This window comes from Streptomyces sp. 135, assembly GCF_020026305.1.
GTDB lineage: Bacteria > Actinomycetota > Actinomycetes > Streptomycetales > Streptomycetaceae > Streptomyces.
On sequence record NZ_CP075691.1, the window covers coordinates 5,651,771 to 5,677,394 of the forward strand.

24 protein-coding genes are annotated in these 25,624 nt (G+C 71.7%); 12 read left to right on the plus strand and 12 right to left on the minus strand.

Going from position 1 to position 25,624, the window contains the following annotated elements:
- Positions 1-10: 10 nt before the first annotated feature.
- Positions 11-628 (plus strand): TetR/AcrR family transcriptional regulator, encoded by a 618-nt coding sequence (locus KKZ08_RS25695; protein ID WP_223776684.1) that lies wholly within the window; start codon positions 11-13, stop codon positions 626-628.
- Positions 629-934: 306 nt separating this feature from the next.
- Positions 935-2,401 (plus strand): PAS domain-containing sensor histidine kinase, encoded by a 1,467-nt coding sequence (locus KKZ08_RS25700; protein ID WP_223779189.1) that lies wholly within the window; start codon positions 935-937, stop codon positions 2,399-2,401.
- A 225-nt stretch (positions 2,402-2,626) separates the two neighbouring features.
- On the opposite strand, the gene KKZ08_RS25705 is transcribed toward KKZ08_RS25700, so the two are convergent.
- Together KKZ08_RS25705 and KKZ08_RS25710 are read right to left on the minus strand one after the other, a co-directional pair.
- The gene (locus tag KKZ08_RS25705; RefSeq protein ID WP_016639615.1) at positions 2,627-2,884 is read right to left on the minus strand and encodes a WhiB family transcriptional regulator; all 258 of its coding nucleotides are present in this window, start codon (positions 2,882-2,884) and stop codon (positions 2,627-2,629) included.
- Positions 2,885-3,201: 317 nt separating this feature from the next.
- Positions 3,202-4,170 carry a diacylglycerol kinase family protein gene (locus KKZ08_RS25710; protein ID WP_223776685.1) on the minus strand — a complete coding sequence of 323 codons (969 nt, stop codon included), beginning with the start codon at positions 4,168-4,170 and terminating at the stop codon, positions 3,202-3,204.
- Positions 4,171-4,250: 80 nt separating this feature from the next.
- Here KKZ08_RS25710 and KKZ08_RS25715 point away from each other — a divergent pair, with 80 nt between their 5' ends.
- Positions 4,251-4,709 (plus strand): hypothetical protein, encoded by a 459-nt coding sequence (locus tag KKZ08_RS25715; protein WP_223776686.1) that lies wholly within the window; start codon positions 4,251-4,253, stop codon positions 4,707-4,709.
- An 18-nt stretch (positions 4,710-4,727) separates the two neighbouring features.
- Here KKZ08_RS25715 and KKZ08_RS25720 read toward each other — a convergent pair whose 3' ends face one another.
- From KKZ08_RS25720 to KKZ08_RS25730, 3 genes are all read right to left on the minus strand, one after another.
- Positions 4,728-5,759, minus strand: a complete 1,032-nt coding sequence (locus KKZ08_RS25720) for an RNA polymerase sigma factor SigF (RefSeq protein ID WP_223776687.1) — start codon at positions 5,757-5,759, stop codon at positions 4,728-4,730.
- Entirely contained in the window at positions 5,756-6,169 is a 414-nt protein-coding gene (locus KKZ08_RS25725; RefSeq protein ID WP_030780840.1) for an anti-sigma regulatory factor, read from the minus strand. The genes KKZ08_RS25720 and KKZ08_RS25725 overlap by 4 nt, the downstream gene beginning before the upstream one ends.
- A gap of 247 nt (positions 6,170-6,416) precedes the next feature.
- The gene (locus KKZ08_RS25730; protein ID WP_205035363.1) at positions 6,417-6,677 is read right to left on the minus strand and encodes a UBP-type zinc finger domain-containing protein; all 261 of its coding nucleotides are present in this window, start codon (positions 6,675-6,677) and stop codon (positions 6,417-6,419) included.
- A 46-nt stretch (positions 6,678-6,723) separates the two neighbouring features.
- On the opposite strand from KKZ08_RS25730, the gene KKZ08_RS25735 reads away from it, so the two are divergent.
- A complete protein-coding gene (locus KKZ08_RS25735; protein WP_223776688.1) occupies positions 6,724-8,322 on the plus strand; it encodes a Na+/H+ antiporter in 1,599 nt (532 codons plus the stop codon).
- On the opposite strand, the gene KKZ08_RS25740 is transcribed toward KKZ08_RS25735, so the two are convergent.
- From KKZ08_RS25740 to KKZ08_RS25750, 3 genes are all read right to left on the minus strand, one after another.
- Positions 8,301-9,245, minus strand: a complete 945-nt coding sequence (locus KKZ08_RS25740) for a pyridoxal-phosphate dependent enzyme (protein ID WP_223776689.1) — start codon at positions 9,243-9,245, stop codon at positions 8,301-8,303. The genes KKZ08_RS25735 and KKZ08_RS25740 overlap by 22 nt on opposite strands.
- Before the next feature lie 52 nt (positions 9,246-9,297).
- Positions 9,298-9,888: an N-acetylmuramoyl-L-alanine amidase gene (locus KKZ08_RS25745; protein WP_223776690.1), complete on the minus strand. Its 591-nt coding sequence runs from the start codon at positions 9,886-9,888 to the stop codon at positions 9,298-9,300.
- 139 nt (positions 9,889-10,027) lie between these two features.
- Entirely contained in the window at positions 10,028-10,264 is a 237-nt protein-coding gene (locus KKZ08_RS25750) for a hypothetical protein (protein WP_223776691.1), read from the minus strand.
- Positions 10,265-10,524: 260 nt separating this feature from the next.
- On the opposite strand from KKZ08_RS25750, the gene KKZ08_RS25755 reads away from it, so the two are divergent.
- From KKZ08_RS25755 to KKZ08_RS25780, 6 genes are all read left to right on the plus strand, one after another.
- Positions 10,525-11,931: a family 2B encapsulin nanocompartment shell protein gene (locus KKZ08_RS25755; protein WP_223776692.1), complete on the plus strand. Its 1,407-nt coding sequence runs from the start codon at positions 10,525-10,527 to the stop codon at positions 11,929-11,931.
- Between the two features lie 72 nt (positions 11,932-12,003).
- A complete protein-coding gene (locus KKZ08_RS25760; protein ID WP_223779190.1) occupies positions 12,004-13,131 on the plus strand; it encodes a family 2 encapsulin nanocompartment cargo protein polyprenyl transferase in 1,128 nt (375 codons plus the stop codon).
- 291 nt (positions 13,132-13,422) lie between these two features.
- Positions 13,423-14,040: a GNAT family N-acetyltransferase gene (locus KKZ08_RS25765; RefSeq protein WP_223779191.1), complete on the plus strand. Its 618-nt coding sequence runs from the start codon at positions 13,423-13,425 to the stop codon at positions 14,038-14,040.
- Positions 14,041-14,224: 184 nt separating this feature from the next.
- Positions 14,225-14,563, plus strand: coding sequence for a hypothetical protein (locus KKZ08_RS25770; RefSeq protein WP_223776693.1), 339 nt, complete (start codon positions 14,225-14,227; stop codon positions 14,561-14,563).
- A 136-nt stretch (positions 14,564-14,699) separates the two neighbouring features.
- Positions 14,700-15,659, plus strand: a complete 960-nt coding sequence (locus KKZ08_RS25775; RefSeq protein ID WP_223776694.1) for a hypothetical protein — start codon at positions 14,700-14,702, stop codon at positions 15,657-15,659.
- 201 nt (positions 15,660-15,860) lie between these two features.
- The gene (locus KKZ08_RS25780; protein WP_223776695.1) at positions 15,861-19,058 is read left to right on the plus strand and encodes a BTAD domain-containing putative transcriptional regulator; all 3,198 of its coding nucleotides are present in this window, start codon (positions 15,861-15,863) and stop codon (positions 19,056-19,058) included.
- A gap of 23 nt (positions 19,059-19,081) precedes the next feature.
- Here KKZ08_RS25780 and KKZ08_RS25785 read toward each other — a convergent pair whose 3' ends face one another.
- Both KKZ08_RS25785 and KKZ08_RS25790 read right to left on the minus strand, forming a co-directional pair.
- Positions 19,082-19,846, minus strand: a complete 765-nt coding sequence (locus tag KKZ08_RS25785) for an ABC transporter permease (protein WP_223776696.1) — start codon at positions 19,844-19,846, stop codon at positions 19,082-19,084.
- Positions 19,843-20,781: an ATP-binding cassette domain-containing protein gene (locus KKZ08_RS25790; RefSeq protein WP_223776697.1), complete on the minus strand. Its 939-nt coding sequence runs from the start codon at positions 20,779-20,781 to the stop codon at positions 19,843-19,845. Before KKZ08_RS25790 ends, KKZ08_RS25785 begins: the two co-directional genes overlap by 4 nt.
- A 123-nt stretch (positions 20,782-20,904) precedes the next feature.
- Here KKZ08_RS25790 and KKZ08_RS25795 point away from each other — a divergent pair, with 123 nt between their 5' ends.
- On the plus strand, positions 20,905-21,534 hold the full coding sequence (locus tag KKZ08_RS25795; protein WP_223776698.1) for an HAD-IA family hydrolase: 630 nt from the start codon (positions 20,905-20,907) through the stop codon (positions 21,532-21,534).
- A 105-nt stretch (positions 21,535-21,639) separates the two neighbouring features.
- Positions 21,640-22,584, plus strand: coding sequence for a sigma-70 family RNA polymerase sigma factor (locus KKZ08_RS25800; protein WP_223776699.1), 945 nt, complete (start codon positions 21,640-21,642; stop codon positions 22,582-22,584).
- A 12-nt stretch (positions 22,585-22,596) separates the two neighbouring features.
- Here the strand turns inward: KKZ08_RS25800 and KKZ08_RS25805 are convergent, their stop codons facing one another.
- Both KKZ08_RS25805 and KKZ08_RS25810 read right to left on the minus strand, forming a co-directional pair.
- Positions 22,597-24,684, minus strand: a complete 2,088-nt coding sequence (locus KKZ08_RS25805; protein ID WP_223776700.1) for a TetM/TetW/TetO/TetS family tetracycline resistance ribosomal protection protein — start codon at positions 24,682-24,684, stop codon at positions 22,597-22,599.
- Between the two features lie 202 nt (positions 24,685-24,886).
- Positions 24,887-25,624, minus strand: coding sequence for a sulfite exporter TauE/SafE family protein (locus KKZ08_RS25810; protein WP_223776701.1), 738 nt, complete (start codon positions 25,622-25,624; stop codon positions 24,887-24,889).

Sequence of the window (25,624 nt, forward strand, 5' to 3'; positions counted from 1 at the left end):
CAATTCACCCATGGCGACGAAACAGCGCGGACGCCCCCGCTCCTTCGACCGTGAGACAGCCCTGGAGCAGGCGGTCCGCACCTTCTGGGAGCACGGGTACGAAGCGACCTCCGTCTCCGACCTGACGCGCGTCATGGGCATCGGGGCGCCCAGCCTGTACGCCGCGTTCGGCGACAAGCGGACCCTCTTCGACGAGGTCGTCGTGCGGTACGGCGTCACGCACGGCGCCTTCGGCGGGCGCGCCTTCGCGGAGGAGCCCACCGTGCGCGGCGCCGTCGAGCGGATGCTGCGCGAAGCCGCCGCCGAGTACACCGATCCGGCCCACCCGCCCGGCTGCCTGGTCATCTCGGCGGCCACCAACTGCACGACACCCGAGGTCGAAGAGTCCCTGCGCGAGCGCCGGAACGCCAACGTGGCGGACATCGAGTCCCGCATCCGCGCGGCCGTCGCGGCGGGCGAGCTGCCCGAGGACACCGACCCCGCCGCCCTCGCGCGCTACACGGCGGCGGTCCTCCAGGGCATGTCCCAGCAGGCCAGGGACGGCGCCACCCGGCACGACCTCGAAGCGGTGGCGGATCTCGCGATGACGGCGTGGCCGCGGCCCCCGCGGGCGCACAATGGAGTCTGACGGCCAGGCCCGAACAAAGATCTGCCGACGCATAGACATGACAGAATGGTCTAGTCCACAATGCGTGGGTAAAGCCTCCGCTCTTCCCGCACAGGAGAGCGGACCGAGGACCCGGCGCTCTCTGCCCTGACCGCGTCGGATCCTCACGATCGGCCGGCCAGTACCGCACATTCTGGCGGCCGATGCACCTGAAGGGCTGCGGTGCCGTGGGCGGGTTGAGGGTCCCGCCCTGGCGCCGCGGCTCGTCGGGAATCTCCCCGGCGGGGCCCGCCGCACGCGGCAGGTACGCTCGCACACGTGCCCTCCATGAACGACCTCGTACGCCAGCACACCGCCCTCGGCGACTCCGACCTCGAGTGGCTGCATCTGCTGGTCTCGGAGTGGCAGCTGCTCTCCGACCTCTCCTTCGCCGACCTCGTGCTGTGGGTCCCCACACGCGACGGCACCCGCTATGTCTCCGTGGCGCAGATGCGGCCGAACACCGGCCCCACCTCCTACCAGGACGACATGGTCGGCCACCTCGTCCCGCGCGGCCGGCGCCCGCTCCTGGACGCCGCCCTGGACGAGGGCCGCATCGTGCGCGAGGGCGACCCGGAGTGGCGCGAGGAGGTCCCGGTGCGCGTCGAGTCCATTCCCGTACGCAGGGAGGGACGAGTCCTCGGTGTGATCGCCCGCAACACCAATCTGCTGACGGTGCGCACCCCTTCGCGGCTTGAGCTGACCTACCTCCAGTCGGCGTCGGACCTCGCACAGATGATCGCCGCCGGGTCCTTCCCGTTCCCGGGGCAGCAGGTCGACATGGACGCCTCCCCGCGCGTGGGGGACGGTCTGCTGCGGCTCGACGCCGACGGCATCGTGCAGTACGCGTCGCCGAACGCGCTCTCCGCGTACCACCGTCTGGGTCTCGCGTCCGATCTGGTGGGCCATCACCTGGGCAGGGCCACGGCCGAACTCGCCCCGTCCCGCGGCCCGGTGGACGAGGCCCTGGCCAAGGTCGCCAGCGGCTGGGCGCCGCGTGAGTTCGAGATCGAGGGCGGCGACGGCGTGATCCAGTTGCGCGCGATCCCCCTCAAACCCAAGGGGCCGCGCATCGGTTCGCTCGTACTCCTGCGCGACGTCACGGAACTCCGCCGCCGCGAGCGGGAGTTGATCACCAAGGACGCGACCATCCGGGAGATCCACCACCGGGTGAAGAACAACCTCCAGACGGTCGCCGCGCTGCTGCGCCTGCAAGCCCGCCGCATCGACTCCGCCAAGGGCCGGGAGGCGCTGGAGGAAGCCGTGCGCCGGGTGGGTTCCATCGCCATCGTCCACGAGACGCTCTCGCAGAACCTGGACGAGCGCGTGGAGTTCGACGAGATCGCCGACCGGGTCCTCGCGATGGTCGCCGAGATCTCGCCCGGCAAGGTCACGGGCCGGCGCACCGGGCGCTTCGGCATCCTCGACGCGGAGGTGGCGACCCCGCTCTCGATGGTCCTTACGGAGATTTTGCAGAACGCCCTGGAGCACGGCTTCCGTGAAGGGGACACCGGCACCGTCGAGGTCTCCGCGGTGCGCGGCGGCACGAGCAAGGACGCGCGGCTGCTGATCACCGTCCAGGACGACGGCGTCGGCCTGCCCGAGGGCTTCGACCCGCACCGCTCCGGCAATCTCGGTCTGCAGATCGTGCGCACCCTGGTGGAGGGGGAGCTGGGCGGCACCTTCGACATGGTCCCCGCCCCGGAGCGCGGCACCCGGGTGATCCTCGACGTCCCGGTCAGCGCGGACAAGTAGCGGCGCGGACGGGTAGCGGCGAAGGTCACACACGGCTACGACGGTCGCCGCACGCGGCGGTGAACCGCCGCCGCACACAGCAGTGAGCCCCGGACCTCTGTGGTCCGGGGCTCACTGCTCACGTTGCGATGCGCATCGGGGGTACTGCGCGGCTGCGGCTCGGGGGCGGGAGATGCGTACTCGCTGTACGCGCCGCCAAGCTTGGGCTCGTGGGGGGCGTGGGCGTCAGGCGCTGGCCTGGCGTGCACGGTTGCGAGCGGCGCGGCGCTTCATTGCGCGGCGCTCGTCCTCGCTGAGGCCACCCCAGACGCCGGAGTCCTGGCCGGACTCGAGCGCCCACTGCAGGCACTGCTCCATGACGGGGCAGCGACGGCAGACGGCCTTGGCTTCCTCGATCTGCAGCAGCGCAGGACCGGTGTTGCCGATGGGGAAGAAGAGCTCGGGGTCTTCCTCGCGGCAAACGGCGTTGTGACGCCAGTCCATGGCTGCTACCTCTCCTTGGTATTACATGCAGGTTGCTTGTGAATGTGAACGCTTTCACGAATCCCTCCGCACGGGAAGGGCCGACGCCCAGTCGCCTGGTGTGGACCTGTGGTGGAGGAGGGGTTCTGGCTCTCTGTTGGGGCCGATGTTGCGGGCCGTCCCGATCGCCATGTAGAGATTCGCAAACCTCGGCGGCGGATACAACCCCTTCCGGAAAGTTTTTTTTGATTCCTCAGTGTCGGCTGGGTCACAGCCGTACTTCCATGGGGTGGACCCTGGCCTAAACGTTCGAGTGAAAGGACTTTGGGCCCTTCCACTCACACAATCACACGCAGTGCACGGCGAACGCCTGTGAACGTCACGCTCGTGCGCAGTCCCAGGTGGTCACCGTCCATCTGGAGGGGGAGCGGCACCTTGGAATGCAAGGTGAAGTCGGTGAGGTCGTGGAGCGTGACCGCGTGCTTACCGTGAGGTCCGCGCTCCGGCGTCGACATCAGGAGCTGCGTGCCGTACCGCGCCACCGCGGCCGTGGAGAGCTTCTTCAGGCCGAGCACGTCCAGACCCGTGTCGAAGGAGGCCCGCGGGGACGCGTACAGCGGGCGATTGCCCAGGTAGGAGTACGGCGAGGTGTTACAGACTATGGACATCACCAGGTCCGTCACCGGGTCCTCCCCGGGCCGCTCCACCGTGATCATCCCGTGCCGCCGGTGGGGCTCGTCGAGGAACTGGCGGAGCACCTGGCGCACATAGAGGGCGTGTGTCGAGCGCCTGCCCAGCTCGCGCTGCTGTTCGACTCTGCCGACCACGCCGCCGTCGAAGCCGAGGCCGGCGCAGAACGTGAACCAGCGCGAGGGCACGGCCTCGTCCTCCGTGCCCGGTGTGCCCCCCGCGATGCCGAGGCCGACCGTACGCTCGCTGCCCTCGCGCAGGGCGTCGAGCAGGGCGCCGGTGGCCTCCACGGCGTCGTTCGGCAGCCCCAGGGCGCGCGCGAAGACGTTGGTGGAGCCGCCGGGGACGACGGCGAGGCGGGGGAGGCGGTCCGGGTCGGGGCCGTGGTGCAGCAGGCCGTTCACGACTTCGTTGACCGTGCCGTCGCCGCCGAGGGCGACGACCAGCTCTATGTCCTTGCTCTCCGCGGCCTGCCGGCCCAGGTCTCTGGCGTGCCCGCGGTACTCGGTGGTGACCGCTTCGAGCTTCATCTCGCTCGCCAGGGCGTGGACCAGTACGTCACGCGTACGCGCACTGGTGGTGGTTGCCGCCGGGTTGACCACGAGGAGTGCACGCATGCCCAGCAGACTACCTAGCGCTCTTTACCTGGCCTAGACCGAGGTGCCGGGGCCCGGCTACGCGCAGCTACCCTGCTGGGGTGAGCACTGAGCGGAAATCCACCCCCGAAGCCCTGGAACCGGCCGCGTCGGGTCCGCGTCCCGCGCGGTTGACCGCCGCTGCCGCCCTGACCGCGCTCGAGGGCCTCGCCCTGCTCGCCGGGGGCGCCTACATGCTCGTGATGGGCCTCGCGGGCTCACCGGACAATCCGCGCCAGGCGGAGACCGGCGGCATCACTCTGATCGTTCTCGCGCTGCTCCCGCTGCTTGCCGCGAGCGGCCTGATGAAGCTGCGCCGCTGGAGCCGCGGCCCCGCGATCATCACGCAGATCATGGCGCTGCCGGTCGCCTGGCAGCTGCTCCAGGCCGACAGCGCGGCGATCCCGGGAGGGATCGTCCTCGCGATCGTGGCGGTCACGTCGCTGGTGCTCCTGGTCAACCCCACGACGACCGAGGCCCTCGGCATCCGGGGCCCCGGCAACGTACAAGATCAGAAGTAACCGCTACTCCCGCTCCTGCTACTCCTCCACCAGGAGCTTCTCCCGCAGCTGGGCCAGCGTGCGGGCGAGCAGGCGTGAGACGTGCATCTGGGAGATGCCGACCTCCTGCGCGATCTGCGACTGCGTCATGTTGCCGAAGAAGCGCAGGAGCAGGATGCGCTTCTCGCGCGGCGGCAGGTCTTCCAGGAGTGGCTTGAGGGATTCGCGGTACTCGACGCCCTCCAGGGCCTCGTCCTCGGCGCCCAGGGTGTCGGCGACGGCCGGGGACTCGTCGTCCGTGTCGGGGACGTCCAGGGAGAGCGTGGAGTAGGCGTTGGCCGACTCCAGGCCCTCCAGGACCTCCTCTTCGGAGATGGCCAGCTTCTCGGCGAGCTCGTGGACCGTCGGGGAGCGGCCGTGCAGCTGCGACAGCTCGGCCGTGGCCGTCGTCAGCGACAGGCGCAGTTCCTGTAGGCGCCGCGGGACGCGGACCGCCCATCCCTTGTCTCGGAAGTGCCGCTTGATCTCACCGACGACCGTGGGGGTCGCGTACGTGGAGAACTCCACGCCGCGCTCCGGGTCGAACCGGTCCACGGACTTGATCAGGCCGATCGTGGCGACCTGGGTGAGGTCGTCGAGCGGCTCGCCGCGGTTGCGGAAGCGGCGCGCCAGGTGCTCGACGAGCGGCAGGTGCATGCGGACCAGCTGGTTGCGCAGCTCCGCGTACTCCGGGCTGCCGTTGTCCAGGCCGCGCAGCTCGATGAACATCGCGCGTGCGCCGCTGCGGTCCTGGGGATGGTGCCGGCTGTGCTCGTGCTCGCTCATGTTTCCCGCCCGTCGCCCGCCGCCCCGGCCGGAGAGCTGCTCGAGCTCTTCCTTGGCGGTCGGCTCTGCCTGCTCCGACACATCGGGCACCGTCAGCGGACCCGGCTGTCCGGGGTCCTCCGGGTGCGGTTTGGCCTGCTGTTCGGGGATCCCGGTGGCCATTCGGCGCACCCCCTCCCTGCCGTCGGCGGGCAGACTCTGTGTGCCGCGCTCTTCGTCCCGCACCGGCCCGTCCCCGTTCCTCACGCCGGCCCGGGTCCCGCGCCGCGCTTCTTGTAGAGGCTGATCGAGACGGTGTTGTCCTCGGCGACCGTGGAGTCCACCTGGCCCGCGAGGGCCGACAGCACAGTCCAGGCGAAGGTGTCCCGCTCCGGGGCCCGGCCGTCGGTCGTGGGCGCCGAGACCGTCACTTCCAGCGAGTCGTCGACCAGTCGGAAGACGCAGCTGAGCACGGAGCCCGGCACGGCCTGCTGGAGCAGGATCGCGCAGGCCTCGTCGACCGCGATGCGGAGGTCCTCGATTTCGTCGAGAGTGAAGTCCAAACGCGCCGCGAGACCGGCCGTGGCCGTCCGCAGCACCGACAGGTAGGCACCCGCAGCCGGAAGGCGGACCTCCACGAAGTCCTGATTTCCGGGCTCGCCTGCGATCTGGGACACCCTCACCTCCAAGGTGGTACAAGCATTTTCGGGGCTCCAGAACCGCCGTCCAGCGGCGGTCCGGACTGCGTCACACGGGTAACGCGCCACGTGGTTCTGCGGTGACGCTACCGCGCTCCGCAGCTCCGTGTCCCGGAGACCCTGCCCCGTTGCTGTCACTCATAGTAAGCATATGAGTACGCACAGTGGCTAGGGGTCTCACAGGCCCAATTGGAAAGAACAGGCGTCGGGTTGACGTACCCAGGCGTCAGACGATCGAACCGTCCACGAAGCACCATCGCCAGCTCTCGCCCGGCTCGAAGGTCCTCATCACTGCGTGTGAGGTCTCTTTGAAGTGCGCCGTCGCGTGCTGGAACGGCGAGGAGTCGCAGCAGCCCACATGGCCGCACTCCAGGCACAGCCGCAGCTGGACGGGGTGGCTGCCGGCCGCCAGGCACTCGAGGCACGTCTCGCTGAGCGGGGCCACCTCGGGGTGCGGCAGCGCCGCGACGTGCGGGCACTCGTTCATGATTGCCAGGTTACGACGCGAACGTGGAAGACGGAGGGGTCTGCCGATGGACGTACTGCCCCTGGTGGCACTGATCGCGGCCAGCGCCGTGGTGGCGGGGGCGGCGCGCAGGACCCCGGTCCCGGCGCCGCTGCTCCTGGTCGGGGCGGGGCTCGTCGCCTCGTACCTGCCCGGAGTGCCGGACTACCACCTCGACCCGCACATCGTGCTGCCGCTGATCCTGCCGCCCTTGCTGCACACGGCCGCCCTGGAGAGCTCGTATCTGGACCTGCGCGCCAACATCAGACCCGTCGCGCTGCTCTCGGTCGGCTATGTCCTGTTCGCCACGCTCGCCGTCGGCTGGCTCACTTACCTGCTGATCCCGGACCTGCCGCTGACCGCCGCGCTCGTGCTCGGGGCCGTGATCGCGCCCCCGGACGCGGTCGCGGCGACCGCCATCGCGCGGAGGGTGGGGCTGCCCTCACGGATCACCACGATCCTCCAGGGCGAGTCGCTGGTGAACGACGCGACCGCGATCACCGCCTACAAGGTGGCCCTCGCGGCGGCCGTCGGGGAGGGCGCGAGCTGGTCGGGCGGCGTCGAGGAGTTCCTGGTGGCCGCGGTCGGCGGCGTCGGTGTGGGACTGCTCCTGATGGTCCCGATCCACTGGCTGCGGACCCACCTGAAGGAGGCGATGCTGCAGAACACCCTGTCGCTGCTGATCCCCTTCGTCGCGTACGCCGCCGCTGAGCAGGTGCACGCCTCCGGAGTGCTCGCCGTGGTCGTGGTCGCCCTGTACCTGGGGCACCGCTCCTGGCAGGTCGACTTCGAGACGCGGTTGCAGGAGGCCGCGGTGTGGAAGGTCGTCGCGTTCATCCTGGAGTCGGCGGTCTTCGCGCTCATCGGTCTCCAGCTGCCGATCGTGCTCAAGGGGCTCGGGGAGTACAGCGTCGGCCAGGCGGCCTGGTACGCGGCCGGGGTCTTCGTCTTCGTCGTCGTGGCCCGCTTCGTGTGGTCCTATCCGGCGACGTATCTGCCACGGGCCCTGTCGGCGCGGATCAGGGAGCGCGAGGACGACATGGACTGGCGCAGACCGCTGATCGTCAGCTGGGCCGGCATGCGGGGCGTGGTGTCGCTGGCCATCGCCTTCTCGATCCCGCTCGTCATGGAGGACGGTGAACCCTTCCCCGCGCGCAACCTTGTCCTGTTTCTTACCTTCACCACCGTCATCGGCACGCTCGTCGTGCAGGGGCTCTCGCTGCCGTGGCTGATCCGCGTCCTGAAACTGCCGGGCCGCGACGCGCAGGCACAGACCCTCGCCGAGGCGCAGGCGCAGAACGCCGCCTCGCAGGCCGCGGAGGCCCGGGTGGAGGAACTTATGCGGGACGAGCGCAACCGCCTTCCACAGCCCCTCCAGGACCGTCTGCGCACCGTTCTGGAACGGCGCCGCAACTCCGTGTGGGAGCGGCTCGGTCAGCCCAACCCCGTGACGGGGGAGTCGGCCGACGGCACCTATCGCCGGCTGGCGCGCGAGGCGATCGCCGCGGAGCGCGAGGTGTTCGTGAAGATGCGGGACGAGCGGCGCATCGACGACGAGATGATGCGGACGCTGCTGCGCAAGCTGGACCTGGAGGAGGCGGCCGCCTACCGGGAGGTCGAGGACTGAGCCGGTGCCTCGCGGGTGCCGGTGATCACCGCGGTCAGGCGGGTGCCGGGCCGGAAGGCGCCCTCTTCGGAGAGGGTCGTCAGGGCGTAGAGGAGTTTGGCGACGTAGAGGTGCTCTACGGAGAGGCCCGTTTCCTCGCCGTGCCGGTGCTCGAAGTCCTCCGCGAAGGCGAGGAGTTCGGGGGGCGTGCGGGCGTAGCCGCCGCAGTGGAAGCGCTCGTCCAGGCGCCAGTTGGCGGTCGGTGCGCCGAACGTCTCTCGCTGGAGGGCTCTTATGTCGTCGCCCAGGAAGCCGCCCCTGAGGACCGGTATGCCGAGGGCCTGCCGGTCCGGGCCGAGGCCGGCGGCCAGGCCCGCGAGTGTGCCGCCGGTGCCGCAGGCCACGGCGGCCACGTCTGTGTGCTCGCGCAGTTCCTCGCCGAGGGCCGTGCAGCCCTGGACGGCGAGGGCGTTGCTGCCGCCCTCGGGGATCACGTACGCGTCCTCGGTGCCCGTCTCGCGCCGGATCGCGGCCAGCGTTCCCGGCTCGGCCTTCTCGCGGTACGTCGACCGGTCGACGAAGTGCAGGCGCATGCCGTCTGCCGCGCACCTGGCCAGGGACGGATTGAGGGGGCGCCCGGCCAGTTCGTCGCCGCGCACGACACCGACGGTGGCGAGGCCGAGGAGGCGGCCCGCGGCGGCGGTGGCGCGCAGATGGTTGGAGTAGGCGCCGCCGAAGGTGAGCAGGGTGTGGTGGCCCGCGTCGGCCGCGGCGCGGAGGTTCAGGACGAGTTTGCGGTACTTGTTGCCCGGCAGGTCCGGGTGGATCAGGTCGTCCCGCTTGAGCAGCAGGCGCACGCCGTGACGGCCGAAACGGTCGTCCTCTATGCGCTGCAACGGCGACGGGAGCCGGGGGCGCAGGCCGGTGGGCGGGGTGGGGTGCACCCCGCCATTGTCCCCCGGGGCGCGCTGCCCGGCGGGAGCCGGTAGGGGCGGGTTACTTGAGGCGCTCCTCGATGCGCTCACGCATGTGGTCCATCGTGAAGCCGCGCGGATCGATCTTGCCCGGCTGCCACTCCAGGTGGCCGATCACCGAGCGCTCCGTCCAGCCGTGCACGCGGCAGATCGCTGCCGAGGCCCGCTCGATCGCGTCCAGCTGGGCTTCGGGCCACGGGTCCTCGCCGTCGCCGAGGTTCTCGCACTCGAAGCCGTAGAAGTGGCGGTTGCCGTCGGTGTTCGTCTCGTTGTCCGGAGGCAGGCGCTTCTCGGCGATGACCGCGCGCAGCACGTCGTCATCGCCCATGCCCGCGTGGTTGGCGCGGCCGTAGCCGACGAGGTGGACGCGGCCGTCCTTGGTGATCACGCCGTGGCAGAGCGGTCCGGGCAGCGACGGGTGTCCGTCGCGGCAGAGCTCGACCGTGTGCTCGCTGCCCGACGTCACGGTGTGGTGGATCATGACGCCGTGCACGGGGCCCCAGGGCCCCTTGTGGTTGCGGTTGTGGTGCTCCCAGTCGCCGACTTCGACGACGGTCACACCTTCGTCTCGCAGTGCGTCCAGGAAGCGTCCCGCGGACATGGGTGGGGCCATGACCGCCTCCTTTGCGGGGCGCGACGGCCGCCGGTCGCGGACCGCCTCGTACGCCCTGCTTGTACCGGAACGGCGGTGCCCGGACCAGCTGTTCGGAAGCGATCCGAGGCTTGTTCGGGCACCGTGCGAGCCGATCCGGTCAGTTGCCGTGCAGGAAGCCGTCGCCGTTCGTCGCGATGTGGGACTCCAGGGCCTGGAGTGCCTGCTGCGTGGCCTGCGGGGAGCCGGTGCCCCGACGCTCCGCGTAGTACGCGGCGCCGAGCTTCTTCAGGAGGGCGTCGCCTGCACGCTTCTCCTGGACCTCGTCGAGCTTCTGCTTGCCCTGTGTGAGGCCCCGCTGCGCCTGCTCTTTGGCGCGATCCAGGAAGCCTGCCATTGCTGTCTCCTGCCGGTTGAAGCGAAGGGTGCGGGCGGTGCGATGCCCCGCGACGGTTCCAACGGACGCCAGGATCTTGAAGTTCCCCGGCGCACCCGAGTGAGGCCGAACGGGTGGAAACGCGCCCTACTGCCCCATCTCGGCATGATCCATTCCCGCTCGTTCGTGTAATGGCGCGGCCACGGTCCGTGCTGGAAGGCTGACCCGTGCAGATCACCGCTGGCAGCGGGTCACGCAGGTACTCGGGAGGGCACAGTCACATGTCGGTAGGCGAAGAGGTTCGCGCAGAGTCGCAGGAGCCGCAGCAGAGCCTCGGGACATCGGCCGCGCGGAATCTGGCCACCACCACCAAGTCGGCACCTCAGATGCAGGAGATCAGCTCGCGCTGGCTGCTGCGGATGCTGCCCTGGGTCCAGGTGCAGGGTGGCACGTACCGCGTGAACCGCCGGTTGAGCTACTCGGTCGGTGACGGCCGGGTGACCTTTGTGAAGACGGGCGACCATGTGGAGGTCATCCCGGCCGAGCTGGGCGAGCTGCCTGTGCTGCGGGGCTTCGACGACCAGGAGGTGCTGACGAGGCTGGCGCGGCGCTGCCGGCAGCGGGAGTTCGCCGTCGGCGACATCCTGACCTCCTTCGGGAGCCCGGCGGACGAGGTGTTCCTGCTCGCGCACGGCCGTGTGGAGAAGGTCGGCACGGGCCCGTACGGCGGCGACGCGGTGCTCGGGACGCTCGCCGACGGTGCCTACTTCGGCGAGCAGGCGCTCCTCGACTCCGAGGCCATCTGGGAGTACACCGCGCGTGCCGTCACGGCGTGCACCGTCCTCACTCTGCCGCGGCAGGACCTCGAAGAGGTCGCCGGGCGCAGCGAATCACTGCGCGCTCACCTCCAGCGGCTGCGGTCCATCCCGGCCCAGCGGACCAACAAGTACGGCGAGGCGGCCATCGACCTCTCCGCCGGGCACGTCGGCGAGGCGGTGCTGCCGGGCACCTTCGTGGACTACGAATCGTCGCCCCGCGAGTACGAGTTGAGCGTCGCCCAGACCGTGCTGCGCGTCCACACGCGCGTGGCCGACCTCTACAACCAGCCGATGAACCAGACCGAGCAGCAGCTGCGGCTCACCGTCGAGGCGCTCAAGGAGCGTCAGGAGCACGAGCTCATCAACAACCGCGAGTTCGGGCTCCTGAACAACTGTGAGTACGACCAGCGGATCCAGCCGCACGACGGTGTGCCGGGCCCCGACGACATGGACGAACTGCTCAGCCGCAGGCGGGGATCGAAGCTCTTCGTCGCCCATCCGCGCGCGATCTCCGCGTTCGGCCGCGAGCTGAACAAGCGCGGACTCGTCCCCGAGACCATCGACATGGGCGGGAACAGGATCCCGACCTGGCGCGGGGTGCCGATCTTCCCGTGCAACAAGATCCCGGTGACCGAGGCCCGCACCACCTCCATCATCTGTATGCGTACGGGCGAGGAGGAGCAGGGTGTCGTCGGCCTGCGGCAGAGCGGCATCCCGGACGAGATCGAGCCGAGCCTGTCCGTGCGGTTCATGGGCATCAGCGAGCAGGCGATCATCTCCTACCTGGTGTCGACCTACTACTCCGCCGCGGTGCTGGTGCCGGACGCGCTCGGTGTCTTGGAGAACGTCGAGATCGGCCGCTGGACGTGAGCCCTGGACCGTGCCCGTCGCCACCGTCCGCGGTCCTTCCGAGGTGAGGCCATGACCGACACGACGACGGACATGCCGGATACGACGGCAGGTGTGACGCCGATCGGCGTCGCGGACGCGGCCGGCGCGGGGGCGCCGGCCCACGGCCCCGGCGACGGGCACGAGGCCACGGAGATCCTCGCCGCGGCGCGCGAGTGCGTCGATCCCGGGCTGCGCAGGGCGGTCGACTCCCTGCCAGGTTCCTTGCGCAGGGTCGCCCGCTACCACTTCGGATGGGAGCAGGCCGACGGCACACCGACCGCGGGGAACGCGGGCAAGGCCATCAGGCCCGCGCTCGTGCTCGCCGCGGTGCGGGCGCTCGGCGGGGAGCCCGCCACGGCCGTGCGGGCCGCGGCGGCCGTGGAGCTGATCCACAACTTCACGCTCTTGCACGACGACGTGATGGACCGCGACACCACGCGCAGGCACCGGCCCACCGCCTGGACCGTGTTCGGCGACGCCGACGCGATCCTCGTCGGTGACGCCCTCCAGGCGCTGGCGCAGCGGCTGCTCGCCGAGGACACCCACCCGGCGGCCCCGGCGGCGGCCGCCCGCCTCGCCCGCTGCGTCGTGGAGCTCTGCGCGGGGCAGCACGCGGACTGCGCCCTGGAGCGGCGCGGTCCCGGCGAGGTCACGCTCGACGAGTGCCTGGCCATGGCCGAGGCCAAGACCGGCGCGCTGCTGGGCTGCGCGTGCGCGATCGGGGCGCTGTACGCGGGCGGGGGACCGGAGGAGGTCGACGCGCTCGACGGGTTCGGCCGCGAGGCCGGGCTCGCCTTCCAGCTCATCGACGACGTCATCGGCATCTGGGGCGACCCCGGCCGCACGGGCAAGCCCGCGGGTGCCGACCTCGCGGTCCGCAAGAAATCGCTGCCGGTGGTCGCCGCGCTCGCCTCGGGCACGCCGGCCGCGGCCGAACTGGCCGAGCTGTACGGCGCTCCGCCCGGCGCTCCGTCCGGCGATGACACGGGGGAGGGGGAAGGCGAGTTGGAGCGGGCGGCCCGTGCGGTGGAGCGTGCGGGCGGGCGTGACTGGGCGCAGGGGCACGCGGCCGACCGGATGTCGAGGGCGATAGGCCAGCTGGCCAGGGCGGTCCCCGACCCGGAGGCGGCGGGAGGGCTGCTGGCGCTGGCCGAGTTCGTGACGCGGCGTACGCATTGAGGGTGAGGGCTTACGCGGTGGGGGCCGCATGGGGGAGGGCGTACGCGGGGTGAAGTGCGCGGGCAGGTGTGCCCGGCGGGAAGGGAGGCCGCATAGGGGTGAAGTGACGTGAGGTGAGGTGATGGCGGGAGGGTCCCGGGGCCGTAGTGATCAGTGGGGTCCCGGGAGCCTTCCGCGGGTAGCAGGGGGGCGATCGCTTAGGCTGCAACCGGCGGGTGAGGACGCGGAGTTGGGTGTGTGCCTGATGCTCCGCCGTCAGTCGTGGCGAGCGGTGAGGGGGCGGGCGGGGCTGTGGGCGTGGCGATCCGTAGGGCCGGGGAGGGAGATCGGGCCCATGTGATCCGGTTGCTCGACGAGGCGTTCATGTGGGACCCGGTGAGCACGTGGGTCTTTCCCGGTGAGGAGCACCGCCGGCGCAGGCACGGCGCGCTGATGGACGCCTTTTTCGACCTCGCGCTGGGCGAGGGCCATATCGACATCACCGAGGACGGCGCCGCCGTGGCCCTGTGGTGGTCCGTACGGGCGGCGTCAGAGGCCGGCGCGGAGAGCGCGGAGGCGGCGGCCGACGGTCCCGCGCTGCTGCGCCAGGCCGTCGACCCGGAGAACAAGCGGATCGAACTGATCGGCCGGCTCACGGAGGCGGCCCACCCGACCGACCGGCCGCACCAGTACCTCCACATGATCGCCGTGCGGCCGGACCGGCAGGGGGAGGGGCTCGGCACGGCGCTGATCGCCCCCGTGCTCGAACGCTGCGACAAGGACGGCCTGCACGCCTACCTGGAGGCGAGCAGCGCGCGGAGCCGGGGTCTGTACGAGCGGCTTGGTTTCGCCGTGACGGAGACGCCGCTGGACCTGCCGGACGGCCCGCGAATGTGGCCGATGTGGCGTGAGCCGAGCGGGGCCGTCTGAGGGCGGTGAGCCGGGCGCGGGGGCTTCGATCCGCGACATTGGGCCGTGACATTGGTGCCCGTGACATTGGTGCCCGTGGCATTGAGGTCCCCGGGGCTTGAGGCAGGGCCTCGGCCGGAGCCCTGGTCGAGGCGGAGTGCCCTGGGACTGCCGGGTGGGGCCGATCAGGAATACGCTGTCCGGTATGGGCAGCGAAGGGCTCCGACCCGGCCCCGGCCCGCAGGACGAGCCCGTGTGCGAGGCCTGTGGACAACCGGTCGGTACGGTCATCCGGCGGCGCAAGGTGCTCGGGGTATTCGTCCCCGTATGGGGCCCCGGGCCATGTCGCAACGGGCAGTGCGAGGCCCGTGTGGACGCCGCCGACGCCGCCCGCTCCTCGGCCGAGCGGGCCGTCGGCAGGCGATTGCGGTCGCGGCGCGACAGAAGGGCCACGGCGTTATCGGACTCTGGGGAGCGGGACGCCTCGGAGGAGAGGGAGGACCCAGCCGCGCCACCGTCGGCTGCTGATGACGACATCAAGTGAGCGGTACGCCCCAGTGAGCCGTGCGTTCCAGTGAGCCGTGCGTCCCGATGAGGTGAGCGGTCACCCCGTTGTCTGTCGGGCGGCGGAGGTAAGGTCCCACGGTCGGCGCGGGCGCGGCCGTCCGGGGAGGGGTGCGATGAAGGCGCGGTGGGGTGGACTCGCCCTGGTGGGGCTGGCGTTGGTGGGGTGCGGCCACGGATTCGGGCCAGGAGCGGATGACCTGCCCGGTTACGCGCGGGAGGCCGGTGTACCGCGGGTGAAGAGTGAGCGGGATCTGCCCGAACTGCCGTTGGACCGGCATGAGTTCAGTGGCCGCGATCACAAGCGCATGGATGAGGCGCGGGCGCATCTCGTGCGGCAGTGCATGCGTTCCTTCGGGTTCGCCGACTTTCCGCTCCACCCCGGACGTGGCCCTCTGATGAGCGAGAAGTTCATCGCGACGGCCGTATCGGTCGCCCCGTACGGAATTCTCGACCTCGGTCAGGCCCGCCGGTGGGGCTACGGCTTCGACCCCGAACGCGCGGCGGCCTGGAACGAGAAGGCCGAGCCGAAGGGGCGCGTCCCCACCCAGCGGGAGTACGAGGTGCTGCACGGCTTCGGCACGGAGGACGGCGGCGAGAAGGTGGTGCGGGGCCGCGAAGTGCCCGACGGTGGCTGTGCCGCGGAGGGGGCGCGACGGTTGATGGAAGGCGTAGGGGACCAGGAGCGCCTGTGGGGGTATGTCTCCGGGCGCACTCAGAAGATCGACGAGGCCGTGGCCAGGGACGAGCGGGTGCGGCGGGCTTTCCGGGACTGGTCGCGGTGTGTCATGGGCAGGGGCTTCAAGGAGTACGAGAGCCCGGTGGCGGCCTTCCGCGACAAGGCGTGGAGTGCGGGGCGCAAGGACGCCGACGCCCCGCCCAGCAAACGGGAGTTGGGCATGGCCGTCGCCGATGTCGAATGCAAGAGGAAGTTGAACACCGCCGGCGTGTGGTGGGCCGTCAGCGACGAGAAGCAGCGCGCCGACGTGCGCGACAACAAGGCCGGGTACGCGGCCGTGCGGGAGGACCGGGACCGGGTGCGCGCCACCGTCCGCGAGGTGCTCGGCGAGAAGTGAGGCGCGCGCACGGGGGCGGACGGTCGCGCTCGGATGCCGGGTGGTGGTGTGCACCGCTGCCCTGTTTCGTGATCCGACCGCGGCGCCTCTGGGGCATGACCGCGACCGCTTCGACTGCCGCATGGGTCCGCGTGGGTCCGCCAAGGTCCCCGTAGGTTCGCGTACGCCGGACCGGTGCGGGCGTCGTGGCAAAATCAACGGATGCAGATCAGGATGCTGGGTCCATTCGAAGTGCGCGCGGACGACGGCAACTTGGTCGACGTACCGGGGGCGCGGCTGCGCGGGCTGCTCATCGCTCTCGCGCTCAAGCCGGGACACGCGGTCCCCAAGGCGACGCTGGTGGACTGGATCTGGGGGGAGCAGCCGCCCGCCGACGCGACGAACGCCCTTCAGCGCCTGGTCTCCCGGCTGAGGAAGGCGCTGCCGGACGGAGCGATCGAGGGGCGGACGGACGGCTACCGGCTGATGGTGGAGCCCGACGCCGTCGACGCCGTGCGGTTCGAACGTCTCGTCACCGCGGGCCAGGACCGCACGGGGGACGCCGCCCGGCGGGTGCGGCTGTTGCGTGAGGCCCTTGAGCTGTGGCGCGGGGCGGCCATGCAGGACGTCGGGCTGCCGGAGAGCGGCGCGTTCGACGCCGCGGTCACCCGGCTCGACGGGCTGCGTCTGACCGCCACCGAGGAGCGGTTCGACGCGGAGATCACCGTCGGGCGCGGCGCCGAGGTGGTCACGGAGCTGACCGACCTCGTGGCCGCGCACCCCATGCGGGAACGGCTCGCCGCCGCGCTGATGCGCGCTCTCGTCGCCGCCGGCCGCGACAGCGAGGCGCTGCTGGTGTACGAGCGGGCGAAGGAGGCCCTGGCCGAGGCGCTGGGCGTCGACCCCTCGCCGGAGCTGGCCGCGCTCCACGTCGCGCTGCTGCGCGGCGAGCTGGGGCGGCGGGAGACGAACCGCGGCTCCAACCTCCGCGCCGAGCTGACCACCTTCGTCGGCAAGGACGCCGATGTCGCCGCGGTCCGCGGGCTCGTCGCCGAGCACCGGCTCACCACCGTGACCGGGCCGGGCGGCTCGGGCAAGACCAGGCTCGCCACGGAGACCGCGCGCACGCTGCTCGGCGAACTGCCGGACGGGGCCTGGCTGGTGGAGCTCGCCGGCATAGGAGCCGACGACGACGTCGCGCACGCGGCGCTCGCCGGGCTCGGCCTGCGGGAGACCCTGCTCGGCGGGACCCCGAACGCCGAGCCGACGGACCGGCTCATCGCCGCCATCCGCGAGCGCGAGACGCTGCTGATCCTGGACAACTGCGAGCACGTGATCGAGTCCGCGGCCGTCTTCGCCCACCGGGTGCTCGGGGAGTGCCGGCGGCTGCGGATCCTCGCGACGAGCCGGGAGCCGCTCGGCATCACCGGGGAGGCGCTGTGGCCGGTCGAGCCGCTGGCCCTGCCCGGCGGCGACGCGGACCCGGGCACGATCGAGTCCTCGCCCGCCGTCCAGCTGCTGCGGGACCGGGCCACGGCGGTGCGCCGGGACCTCCCGGGCGACGCCCACACGCTGGCGACGATGGCGCGTGTCTGCCGCGCCCTGGACGGGATGCCGCTGGCGATCGAACTGGCCGCGGCGCGGCTGCGCACCATGTCCGTCGACCAGCTCGCCACCCGGCTCGACGACCGGTTCCGGCTGCTGACCGGCGGCAGCCGCACCGCGCTGCCGCGCCACAAGACGCTGCGCGCGGCAGTCGACTGGAGCTGGGAACTGCTCAGCGACGCCGAGCGGATGGTCCTGCGCAGGCTCTCGGTGTTCTCCGGCGGGGCGAGCCTGGAAGCGGCCGAGCGGGTCTGCGCGGGCCACGTCACCGACGCCACCGACGTAACCGCTGTCACGGACACCACCGACGCCATCGAGCAGGAGCAGGTGCTCGAACTGCTCACCGCCCTGACCGAGAAGTCCCTGCTGCGTGCCGACGACGACGGCACCCCGCGCTACCGCATGATGGGCACGATCAAGGAGTACGCCGCGCACCGGCTGGCGGAGGCGGGGGAAGCCGATCTGGTGCGCCGCGCACATCTGGCCTACTTCACGGAACTCACCGAAGCCGCGGAGCCGCACCTGCGCCGCGCCGAGCAGCTCGACTGGCTGGCCAGGCTGGAGGCCGAGCACGACAACATCAGCGCGGCGATGCGCGGCGCCCTCGCGGCGGGCGAGGCGCAGGAGGCGATGCGGCTCGCGGGCGGCGCGGGCTGGTACTGGTGGCTCAGCGGGCGCAGGGCCGAGGGCATCGAGCTGATCACCGCGGCGACGAGGGTTCCCGGCGAGGTGACCGACGAGGCGCGGGCCATGGCGTACGCGCTGGTCGTACTGTTCGTCAGCTCCGGGCGGGCCGACGAGCAGCAGGCGGAGAAGTGGATCCGGGAGGCGGACCGGTTCGGCCGGCGCGGCAAGGGCCGCAACCCGCTGATGGGGCTCATCACGGCGATGGTCCGGCTGCTGGACGGGCCCGAGGCGGCCCTGACGGCGTTCGAACCGCTGCTCGACGACGAGGACCCCTGGGTGCGCGCGCTGGCCCGGCTGCACCTGGGCAAGATGCGGGTCCATCTCGGCCTGGGCGGGGCGGAAGCCGCTGCCGCCGACGCGTACCTGGAGGGGGCGCTCGCCGAGTTCCAGGTGCTCGGCGAGCGGTTCGGCATTTCGTTCGCCCTGACGGAGATGGCGGAGCGGTTCGTGGTGCGCGGTGAGTTGGCCGCCGCGTGCGCGTACCTGGAGGAGGCGATCACGGCCGTCACCGAGGTGGGTGCCACCGAGGACCTCATCCAGATGCGGGCGCGGCAGGCGCAGCTGCACTGGCTGCTCGGGGACAAGGACGCGTGCGCGGTGGCCCTCGCCGAGGCGGAGCGGTACGCGGAGCGCGTCAGCTGGCCGGACGCGCTGGCCGAGCTGGCGTTCGCGAAGGCGGGTCTCGCGCGGTGGGCCGGCAACACCGAGGAGGCCCGCAGGCAGATCGGCGTGGCGACCACCCTGTTGGACGAGGAAGCGGGGTGGGCGCAGATCCGCGCGGCCCGGCACGACATGCTCGGCTACCTCACCGACGACCTCGCGGAGGCCCGGGCGCACCGCGCGGCGGCGTGCGAGGCGGCGGCCGAGGCCGGGCATGCCCTCGGGATCGCGCAAGTGCTCGTAGGAGTAGCGGACCTGGCGCTGCGCCGCGACGAGCACGAGCAGGCCGCGCGGCTGCTGGCGGCGAGCGCGGGCGTACGGGGGCTGCCGGACCAGTCCCATCCGGACGTGGCCCGCATCGAGCGGGCCGTGCGGCACCACCTCGGCGACGCGCGGTTCGCCGAGGTGGCCCGGGAGGGAGCGGAGGCCGACTGGTCCGAGCTGGTCCAGGTCACGCTCGCTTCCTGAACGCGGAGGCGAGCCGGCCGGGGTCACGCCCGCTTCTTGAACGTGGCGACCGACCACACGTACCCGAGGGCGGCGATCCCGACGCACCAGGCGACGGCGGCGAGCGCGTCGCCCCTGGACAGGCCGCCCAGCAGCAGCCCCCGCAGCGTCTCGATGATGGGCGTGAAGGGCTGGTACTCCACGAACTGCCGCACCCCGGTCCCCATCGTGTCCGCGGGTACGAAGGCGCTGCTCAGGAACGGCAGCATGATCAGCGGTACGGTGCCGAGCCCGGCCGTCTCCGGGGTCTTCGCGGCGAGCCCCAGGGCGACGGTGAGCCAGGCGGTGGCGAAGCTGAGCAGCAGGATCAGACCGATGGCGCCGAGCCAGTCGAGGGCGCTCGCGGCCGGGTCGAACCCCATCGCGAAGGCCACCCCGATGATGGCCGCGCAGCCCACCAGGCAGCGCACCGTGGTGACGACGACGTGCCCGTTCAGCACGGCGCCTCGGGAGACGTCCATGGTCTTGAGCCGGTTGATGATGCCCTTCGACATGTCGGAGTTCACGGCCGCCGAGGTGGCCCCGAGGCCGTAGCTGATGGCCATCACGAGCAGGCCGGGCGTCGCGTAGTCGATGTAGGCGGCGCCGCCGACGTCGAACGCGCCGCCGAAGACCTTGACGAACAGGAGCATCATCACGATCGGGAACAGGATCGCGTTGAACACCGTGGTGGGGTTGCGCAGGGTGTGCTTCAGGTTGCGGCGCAGCATGATCGCCGAATCGGTCAGGGTGGTCGCGACGGCGCTCATCGGGTGATCGTCTCCTTGGTGGTGTGCTCGGTGAGGGCGAGGAATACGTCGTCGAGGTCGGGCGTGTGCACGGAGAACTCCGCGGCGTCGACCGCGTGCTCGTCGAGCCGGTCGAGCAGGGCCCGCAGCGACCTCGACGCACCGTCGCTGGGCACCCGCAGGGTCAGCTCCTCGTCGTCCCGCGTGGAGGAGGCGAGGACCCGCGCCGCCGCGTCGAGTCCGTGGAGGTCGGCGAAGCGGAGCCGGACGTGGGTGCCGGGGATCTGGCGCTTCAGCTCCTCGGGGGTGCCCTGGGCGACCAGACGGCCTTCGTTGAGCACTGCTATCCGGTCGGCGAGCTGGTCGGCTTCCTCCAGATACTGGGTGGTGAGGAAGATGGTGGTGCCCTCGGCGACCAGCTCGCGGACGATCCCCCACATCGTGCGCCGGCTGCGCGGGTCGAGGCCCGTCGTCGGCTCGTCGAGGAAGAGGATCCGCGGCTTGCCGACCAGCGTCATCGCCAGGTCCAGCTTCCGGCGCATGCCGCCGGAGTACGTGGCGGCCAGCTTGTCGGCCGACTCCTCCAGGTCGAAGCGATCGAGCAGCTGCGAGACCACCTGGCCGGCGGAGCGCACGCGCTTCAGGTCCGCCATCATGCGCAGGTTCTCCCGCCCCGACAGCAGATCGTCCACCGCGGCGAACTGGCCGGTCACGCCGATGACGGACCGCACCTCCTTGGTCCGGGACGCCACGTCATACCCGGCGACGCGGGCTGTCCCGGCGCCGGCGTGCATCAGCGTCGTCAGGATGTTGACCGTGGTCGTCTTGCCCGCGCCGTTCGGACCGAGCAGGGAGAAGACCGATCCCGAGGCGACCTCGAAGTCGATGCCGTCGAGCACGGCCTTGTCCCCGTACGCCTTGCGGAGCCCTGTGACTGCAATGGCTGAACTCTTCATGCCGCTACCTTCGCCACCGGCCCTGTCAGCCCCCTGTCACACCCCTGACACGGCCGCTGACGGCACTGACACGGGCACCGAGAGCCCGCGTGACAGACGTGACAGACGTGGTAGACACATGCGATGACGATCTCCGGCCAGGTGTTCGACGCCGTACTGAGTGACCTCGACGGCGTGATCCGCTTCTACGACATGGCGGAGCTGGAGCAGCTGGAGGCCGAGTCAGGGCTGCCGCGGGGCAGCACCGCCGCGATAGCCTTCGCGCCCGCGACCGACCTGCCGCTCATGCGCGGCGAGATCACCAAGGAGCAGTGGATCGACTCCATCGCCCGCGGCCTCGCCGACCGGGTGCCGTGGGAGCGGGGGCGCGCACTCGGGACGACGCTGGCGGAGACCGAGTTCCGGGCGGACGACGCGGTGGTCGCACTCCTCCGGCAGGTCCGCGCGGCCGGGCTCCCGGTCCTGCTGGTGACGAACGCGACGCCATGGCTCGCCGACGACCTGGCGCTGCTCGGCCTCACCGGCCCGTCCGGTGTCTTCGACGCCGTGGTCAGCAGCGCCGACCTCGGCGTCACCAAGCCCGGCCGCCGCATCTACGAGGTGGCGGCGGAGCGGGCCGGGGCGGCCCCGGGCCGCTGCCTGTTCGTGGACGACCGCCAGGAGAACGTCGCGGCGGCCGAGGCGCTGGGCATGACCGGCCTGCTCTACCGCGAACCGGCCGATCTGCGCGCGGTGTTGGCGCCGCTTCTGTGACAGCTCCGGTAGCGAGAAGGACCGCCTCGGACAGGGGCGCGGCGCGGGCGTTCATTACTGTTCTCCCCAGGCATCACGTGGGTGCGGGGAACGGGAGAATGTGCAGTGGACGTCAACGCATCGGCCGAGGCCGACCTGGCCGCGCGTTTCGAGGAGCACCGGCCCCGGCTGAACGCGGTCGCGTACCGCATGCTCGGTTCGCTGAGCGAGTCCGAGGACGCGGTCCAGGAGGCGTGGTTCCGGCTCAGCCGTACCCAGGCGGCCGCGGCGTCGGGGCCCGGAGGCGCGGGCGAGGTGCGCAACCTCGGCGGCTGGCTGACGACCGTCGTCGGCCGGGTCTGCTTGGACCTGCTGCGCTCGCGGCAGTCACGGCGCGAGGAGTCCCTGGACGTCTCCCTGGAGACGCACGTGCCGGACCCGGTCGTCAGCCGCGCGGACGTCGTCGACCCCGAGCAGGAGGTGCTGCGCGCCGACTCGGTGGGCCTCGCGCTGCTCGTGGTGCTGGACACGCTCGCGCCCGCCGAGCGGCTCGCGTTCGTGCTGCACGACATGTTCGCCGTGCCGTTCGACGAGATCGCGGTCATCGTGGAGCGCACGCCCGCCGCGACCCGGCAGCTGGCCAGCCGGGCCCGCCGCCGCGTGCAGGGCTCGGCGCCGGCCCAGGAGACGGACGTCGCCAAGCAGCGCGAGGTCGTCGAGGCCTGGACGGCCGCCACGAAGGCGGGCGACTTCGACGCGCTGCTCGAACTCCTCGACCCGGACGTCGTGTTGCGATCGGACACCGGCGAGCTGTCCTCGGGCCTGTCGAAGCTGGTGCGGGGCGCGGCGACGGTGGCCGCGCAGGCGGCGATGTTCGCGCGGCTCGCCGTGCACCAGCACGTGGTGCTCGTCAACGGCCTGCCGGGCCTGGTCGCGGCCCCGGGCGGCGAGGTGTTCTCCCTCGGTTCCTTCAGCGTCGTGGACGGCAAGATCGTGGAGATCAACATCATCGCCGACCCCGAGCGGCTGCGGAAGCTGCGGCTCCCGCCGCTGCCGCCGCTCGGGGAGTGACCCGCCGGCCCCTCAGGCGGACGTCCTGCGCACCACCCGCAGCAGGTACTCCTTGCGGTGGAGCGGATCGTGGTCGGTCCGCTCGCGCACCGGGGCCGGGCCGCGCACCGGCTCGTAGTGGTCGAAGGCGGACTCCAACTCGCCCTCGCCGCGCGTGAGTCCGGGCAGCAGCTGCTCCAGCGCGTGCACCCGCTGCGCCGGGATGTCCCCTTCCAGGCGGTACGAGGCCCCGCTCGCCGCCTGGGTGTGGGGGACCGCCCGCAGCCGGGCCAGGGCGGGCAGCACCGCCCCGACCGTGTCGGCGGGCACGTCGAGCCGGAAGCGGTGCATCGGCTCGTGCACCGCCGTACCCGCCTCGCGCAGCGCGTCCATCAGGACCAGCGGCGTCAGGTTCCGGAAGTCACCGGCGGTGCTCGACATGCTCTTGTCGAAGGTGCCGTGCGCGTGGCTCTGGCGCGGCCAGTAACCGGCGCGCGTCATCGTGACCGTGCAGTCGGGGACGCGCCAGCCGTACAGGCCCTGGTGCAGCGTCTCCCGGACGGTCTCCTCGACGGCCCGGAAGAACGCGTACGGCATCGAACCGAGCTCGACGCCGAGCCGGAACGTCACCCCCGCGCCCACCGGCGCGGGCCCGACGCGCAGCCCGACCGTGGCGAGGAACGGATTGGGCTCCTTCTCGCCCACCTCGAACGCCTCGCCCGTGCCGATGACCCGCTCCACGCAGATGGTCGTCGTCTCGCGGAAGGAGACGTCGAGGCCGAACTCCTCGGCCAGCGTCGCCTGGATGACCTCCTTCTGCACCTCTCCGTAGAGCGACACCGACACCTCCTGCCGGACGGCGTCCTGCCGCAGGTCGATCAGCGGGTCCTGCTCGGCGAGCTGCGTGAGCGCGACGTGCAGGGCGCCCCGGTCGGCGGGGCGCAGCGGGGCGACGACCGTCTCCAGGGTGGGCGGCGCGAAGAACCGGTCGCCGGGTCCTGACCCCTTGGGCGGTACGCCGATCACGTCGCCGATCCGGACGTCGCCGAGCCCCCACAGCTTGCCGATCCGCCCCGCGCGGACCTCCGCGCGGCGCACGTCCGTGCCCTGGTCGAAGACGCTGACGGCGGTGACCTTGCCTTCGCGGCGGCCGTCGGCCCCCTCGCCCGCCGCGCCGTCGGTGCTGCCGGTGACGCCCGTGATGTCGACACGCTCACGCGTGCGGACCGTGCCCGAGAACACGCGTACGTACGCGATCTTCTCCCCGGCGCTCCCGCGCTCGACCTTGAAGACCCTCCCGGAGAGGGGACCTTCGGCGCCCCCGGCGGCCGACGGCAGCAACTCCCGGATCCCTTCCGTCAGTTCGGCGATCCCCACGCCCGTCGCCGCCGAGCCGAAGAAGACGGGGTGCACCAGGGCCTGCCCGGTCTGCCGGGCCAGCTCACCGCGCAGGCGGTCGTACGAGAGGGACGAGGCGTCGTCCACGTAGGCCGTGAGCAGCGTGTCGTCGTGCCCGGCGAGCAGTTCGGTCAGCCGGGTGGTGAAGCCCCTGCCCTCGGCGCCACCCCTGGTGAAGGGGGTGAAGCGGGCCTCACGTGTGCCGATGCCCGTGACCGTGCCCATCGGCACGATGTCGGGGGTGAGCCGCTCGGCGATGTGCGTCAGGACGCCGTCGTACCGGGCGCCGGCGCGGTCCGCCTTGTTCACGAAGATCAGGGTGGGGATGCGCAGCCGCCGCAGGGTGCGCAGCAGGACGCGGGTCTGCGCCTGGACGCCCTCCACCGCGGAGATCACGAGCACGGCGCCGTCGAGCACGCTCAGGACCCGCTCCACCTCGGCGATGAAGTCCGGGTGGCCGGGGGTGTCGATCAGGTTGACCGTGACGCCCTCACCGGCGCCCTGCGGGGCCTCAATGGTGAAGGAGACGACCGCGGACTTGATCGTGATGCCGCGCTGTCGCTCCAGGGCGAGTGAGTCGGTCTGCGTGTTTCCGTCGTCGACGCGGCCGATCTCGTCGATGACCCCGGCGGCGTGCAGGAGCCGCTCGGTCAGGCTGGTCTTACCGGCGTCGATGTGGGCGAGGATGCCCAGGTTCAAGGTGTGCGGAGCAGGTGAATGCACGTACCGTCATGTCCTTTGAAGAGAGGTGACTTCCTTCCGGTCGGGACATGCACGAACGCCGCATCTGCTGCTCCTTCGTCGACTGCGCCGGTCTCTCGCCGGCTCCCGCAAGTGCAGCAGGGGGCCGCCGCACGCGGCAAGTGATTAACCCGGCCGCCCTACGGCTGATCGGCCGCACGGCGCCGTGTAATGCGCGGCGGCTTCACGTCGCCGTACCCCACAGCCCCTTGGCGAGGGTCACCGCGCCCCCGGCGAGCGCGAGCAGCAGCACGAACGTGCGGGCCCGCTGTTCCGGCACCCGGTCCGTGAGGGCCCCGCCGATCAGCGCACCCGCCGCGAGCCCCGCCCCTGCCAGTGACCAGACGGGCGTACTCAGGTGGGGCAGGCCGTTGGACAGTACGGAGACGGCGTTCACGGCCACTCCGTAGAAGAGGGCGTTCGGGACGAACTCCCGCATCGACCAGCCCGCGTTCACCGCGTACAGGGACATCGGCGGGCCGCCCACCCCGGCGGAGGCGTTCATGAACCCGCCCGCGGCCCCCGCCGCGACCGCCCCCTTGGCCCCGTGCAGGGCGGGCACCCGGGCGCCCCGCAGCACCAGCAGCACCGCCGAGCACACCAGCGCCCCCACGCCGGTCATCAGCACCGGCTCCGGTAGCCGCGCGGCCACCCAGGACCCGGCGGGCACGGTGCACATCGCCGCGCCGACCAGCGGGAGCATCACCGCGGGCCGCACCTGGCGCCAGCCGCCGACGAGCCCCACCGCGCTGATGGCACCGGCCGCGCAGTTGGCGAGGACGACGCCCTGCGCGGGGCCCAGCAGCAGCGTCAGGGCGGGGACCGTGACCAGGGCGAAGCCCATGCCGGTGAGGCGCTGCACGGACGAGCCCGCCAGGACGATGGTGCCGATGAGCAGCCCGGCCGCCCAACCGCTGCCCAT

What these genes read in the sequence shown, in the direction of transcription:
- KKZ08_RS25705 (WP_016639615.1), bottom strand. Translation starts at nt 2,884, where the DNA reads ATGGACTGGCGTCACAACGCCGTTTGCCGCGAGGAAGACCCCGAGCTC.
- KKZ08_RS25795 (WP_223776698.1), top strand. Translation starts at nt 20,905, where the DNA reads ATGACGATCTCCGGCCAGGTGTTCGACGCCGTACTGAGTGACCTCGAC.
- KKZ08_RS25790 (WP_223776697.1), bottom strand. Translation starts at nt 20,781, where the DNA reads ATGAAGAGTTCAGCCATTGCAGTCACAGGGCTCCGCAAGGCGTACGGG.
- KKZ08_RS25710 (WP_223776685.1), bottom strand. Translation starts at nt 4,170, where the DNA reads ATGCGTGCACTCCTCGTGGTCAACCCGGCGGCAACCACCACCAGTGCG.
- KKZ08_RS25785 (WP_223776696.1), bottom strand. Translation starts at nt 19,846, where the DNA reads ATGAGCGCCGTCGCGACCACCCTGACCGATTCGGCGATCATGCTGCGC.
- KKZ08_RS25695 (WP_223776684.1), top strand. Translation starts at nt 11, where the DNA reads ATGGCGACGAAACAGCGCGGACGCCCCCGCTCCTTCGACCGTGAGACA.
- KKZ08_RS25700 (WP_223779189.1), top strand. Translation starts at nt 935, where the DNA reads ATGAACGACCTCGTACGCCAGCACACCGCCCTCGGCGACTCCGACCTC.
- KKZ08_RS25745 (WP_223776690.1), bottom strand. Translation starts at nt 9,888, where the DNA reads ATGGCCCCACCCATGTCCGCGGGACGCTTCCTGGACGCACTGCGAGAC.
- KKZ08_RS25780 (WP_223776695.1), top strand. Translation starts at nt 15,861, where the DNA reads ATGCAGATCAGGATGCTGGGTCCATTCGAAGTGCGCGCGGACGACGGC.
- KKZ08_RS25775 (WP_223776694.1), top strand. Translation starts at nt 14,700, where the DNA reads ATGAAGGCGCGGTGGGGTGGACTCGCCCTGGTGGGGCTGGCGTTGGTG.
- KKZ08_RS25730 (WP_205035363.1), bottom strand. Translation starts at nt 6,677, where the DNA reads ATGAACGAGTGCCCGCACGTCGCGGCGCTGCCGCACCCCGAGGTGGCC.
- KKZ08_RS25770 (WP_223776693.1), top strand. Translation starts at nt 14,225, where the DNA reads ATGGGCAGCGAAGGGCTCCGACCCGGCCCCGGCCCGCAGGACGAGCCC.
- KKZ08_RS25810 (WP_223776701.1), bottom strand. Translation starts at nt 25,624, where the DNA reads ATGGGCAGCGGTTGGGCGGCCGGGCTGCTCATCGGCACCATCGTCCTG.
- KKZ08_RS25750 (WP_223776691.1), bottom strand. Translation starts at nt 10,264, where the DNA reads ATGGCAGGCTTCCTGGATCGCGCCAAAGAGCAGGCGCAGCGGGGCCTC.
- KKZ08_RS25760 (WP_223779190.1), top strand. Translation starts at nt 12,004, where the DNA reads ATGCCGGATACGACGGCAGGTGTGACGCCGATCGGCGTCGCGGACGCG.
- KKZ08_RS25735 (WP_223776688.1), top strand. Translation starts at nt 6,724, where the DNA reads ATGGACGTACTGCCCCTGGTGGCACTGATCGCGGCCAGCGCCGTGGTG.
- KKZ08_RS25755 (WP_223776692.1), top strand. Translation starts at nt 10,525, where the DNA reads ATGTCGGTAGGCGAAGAGGTTCGCGCAGAGTCGCAGGAGCCGCAGCAG.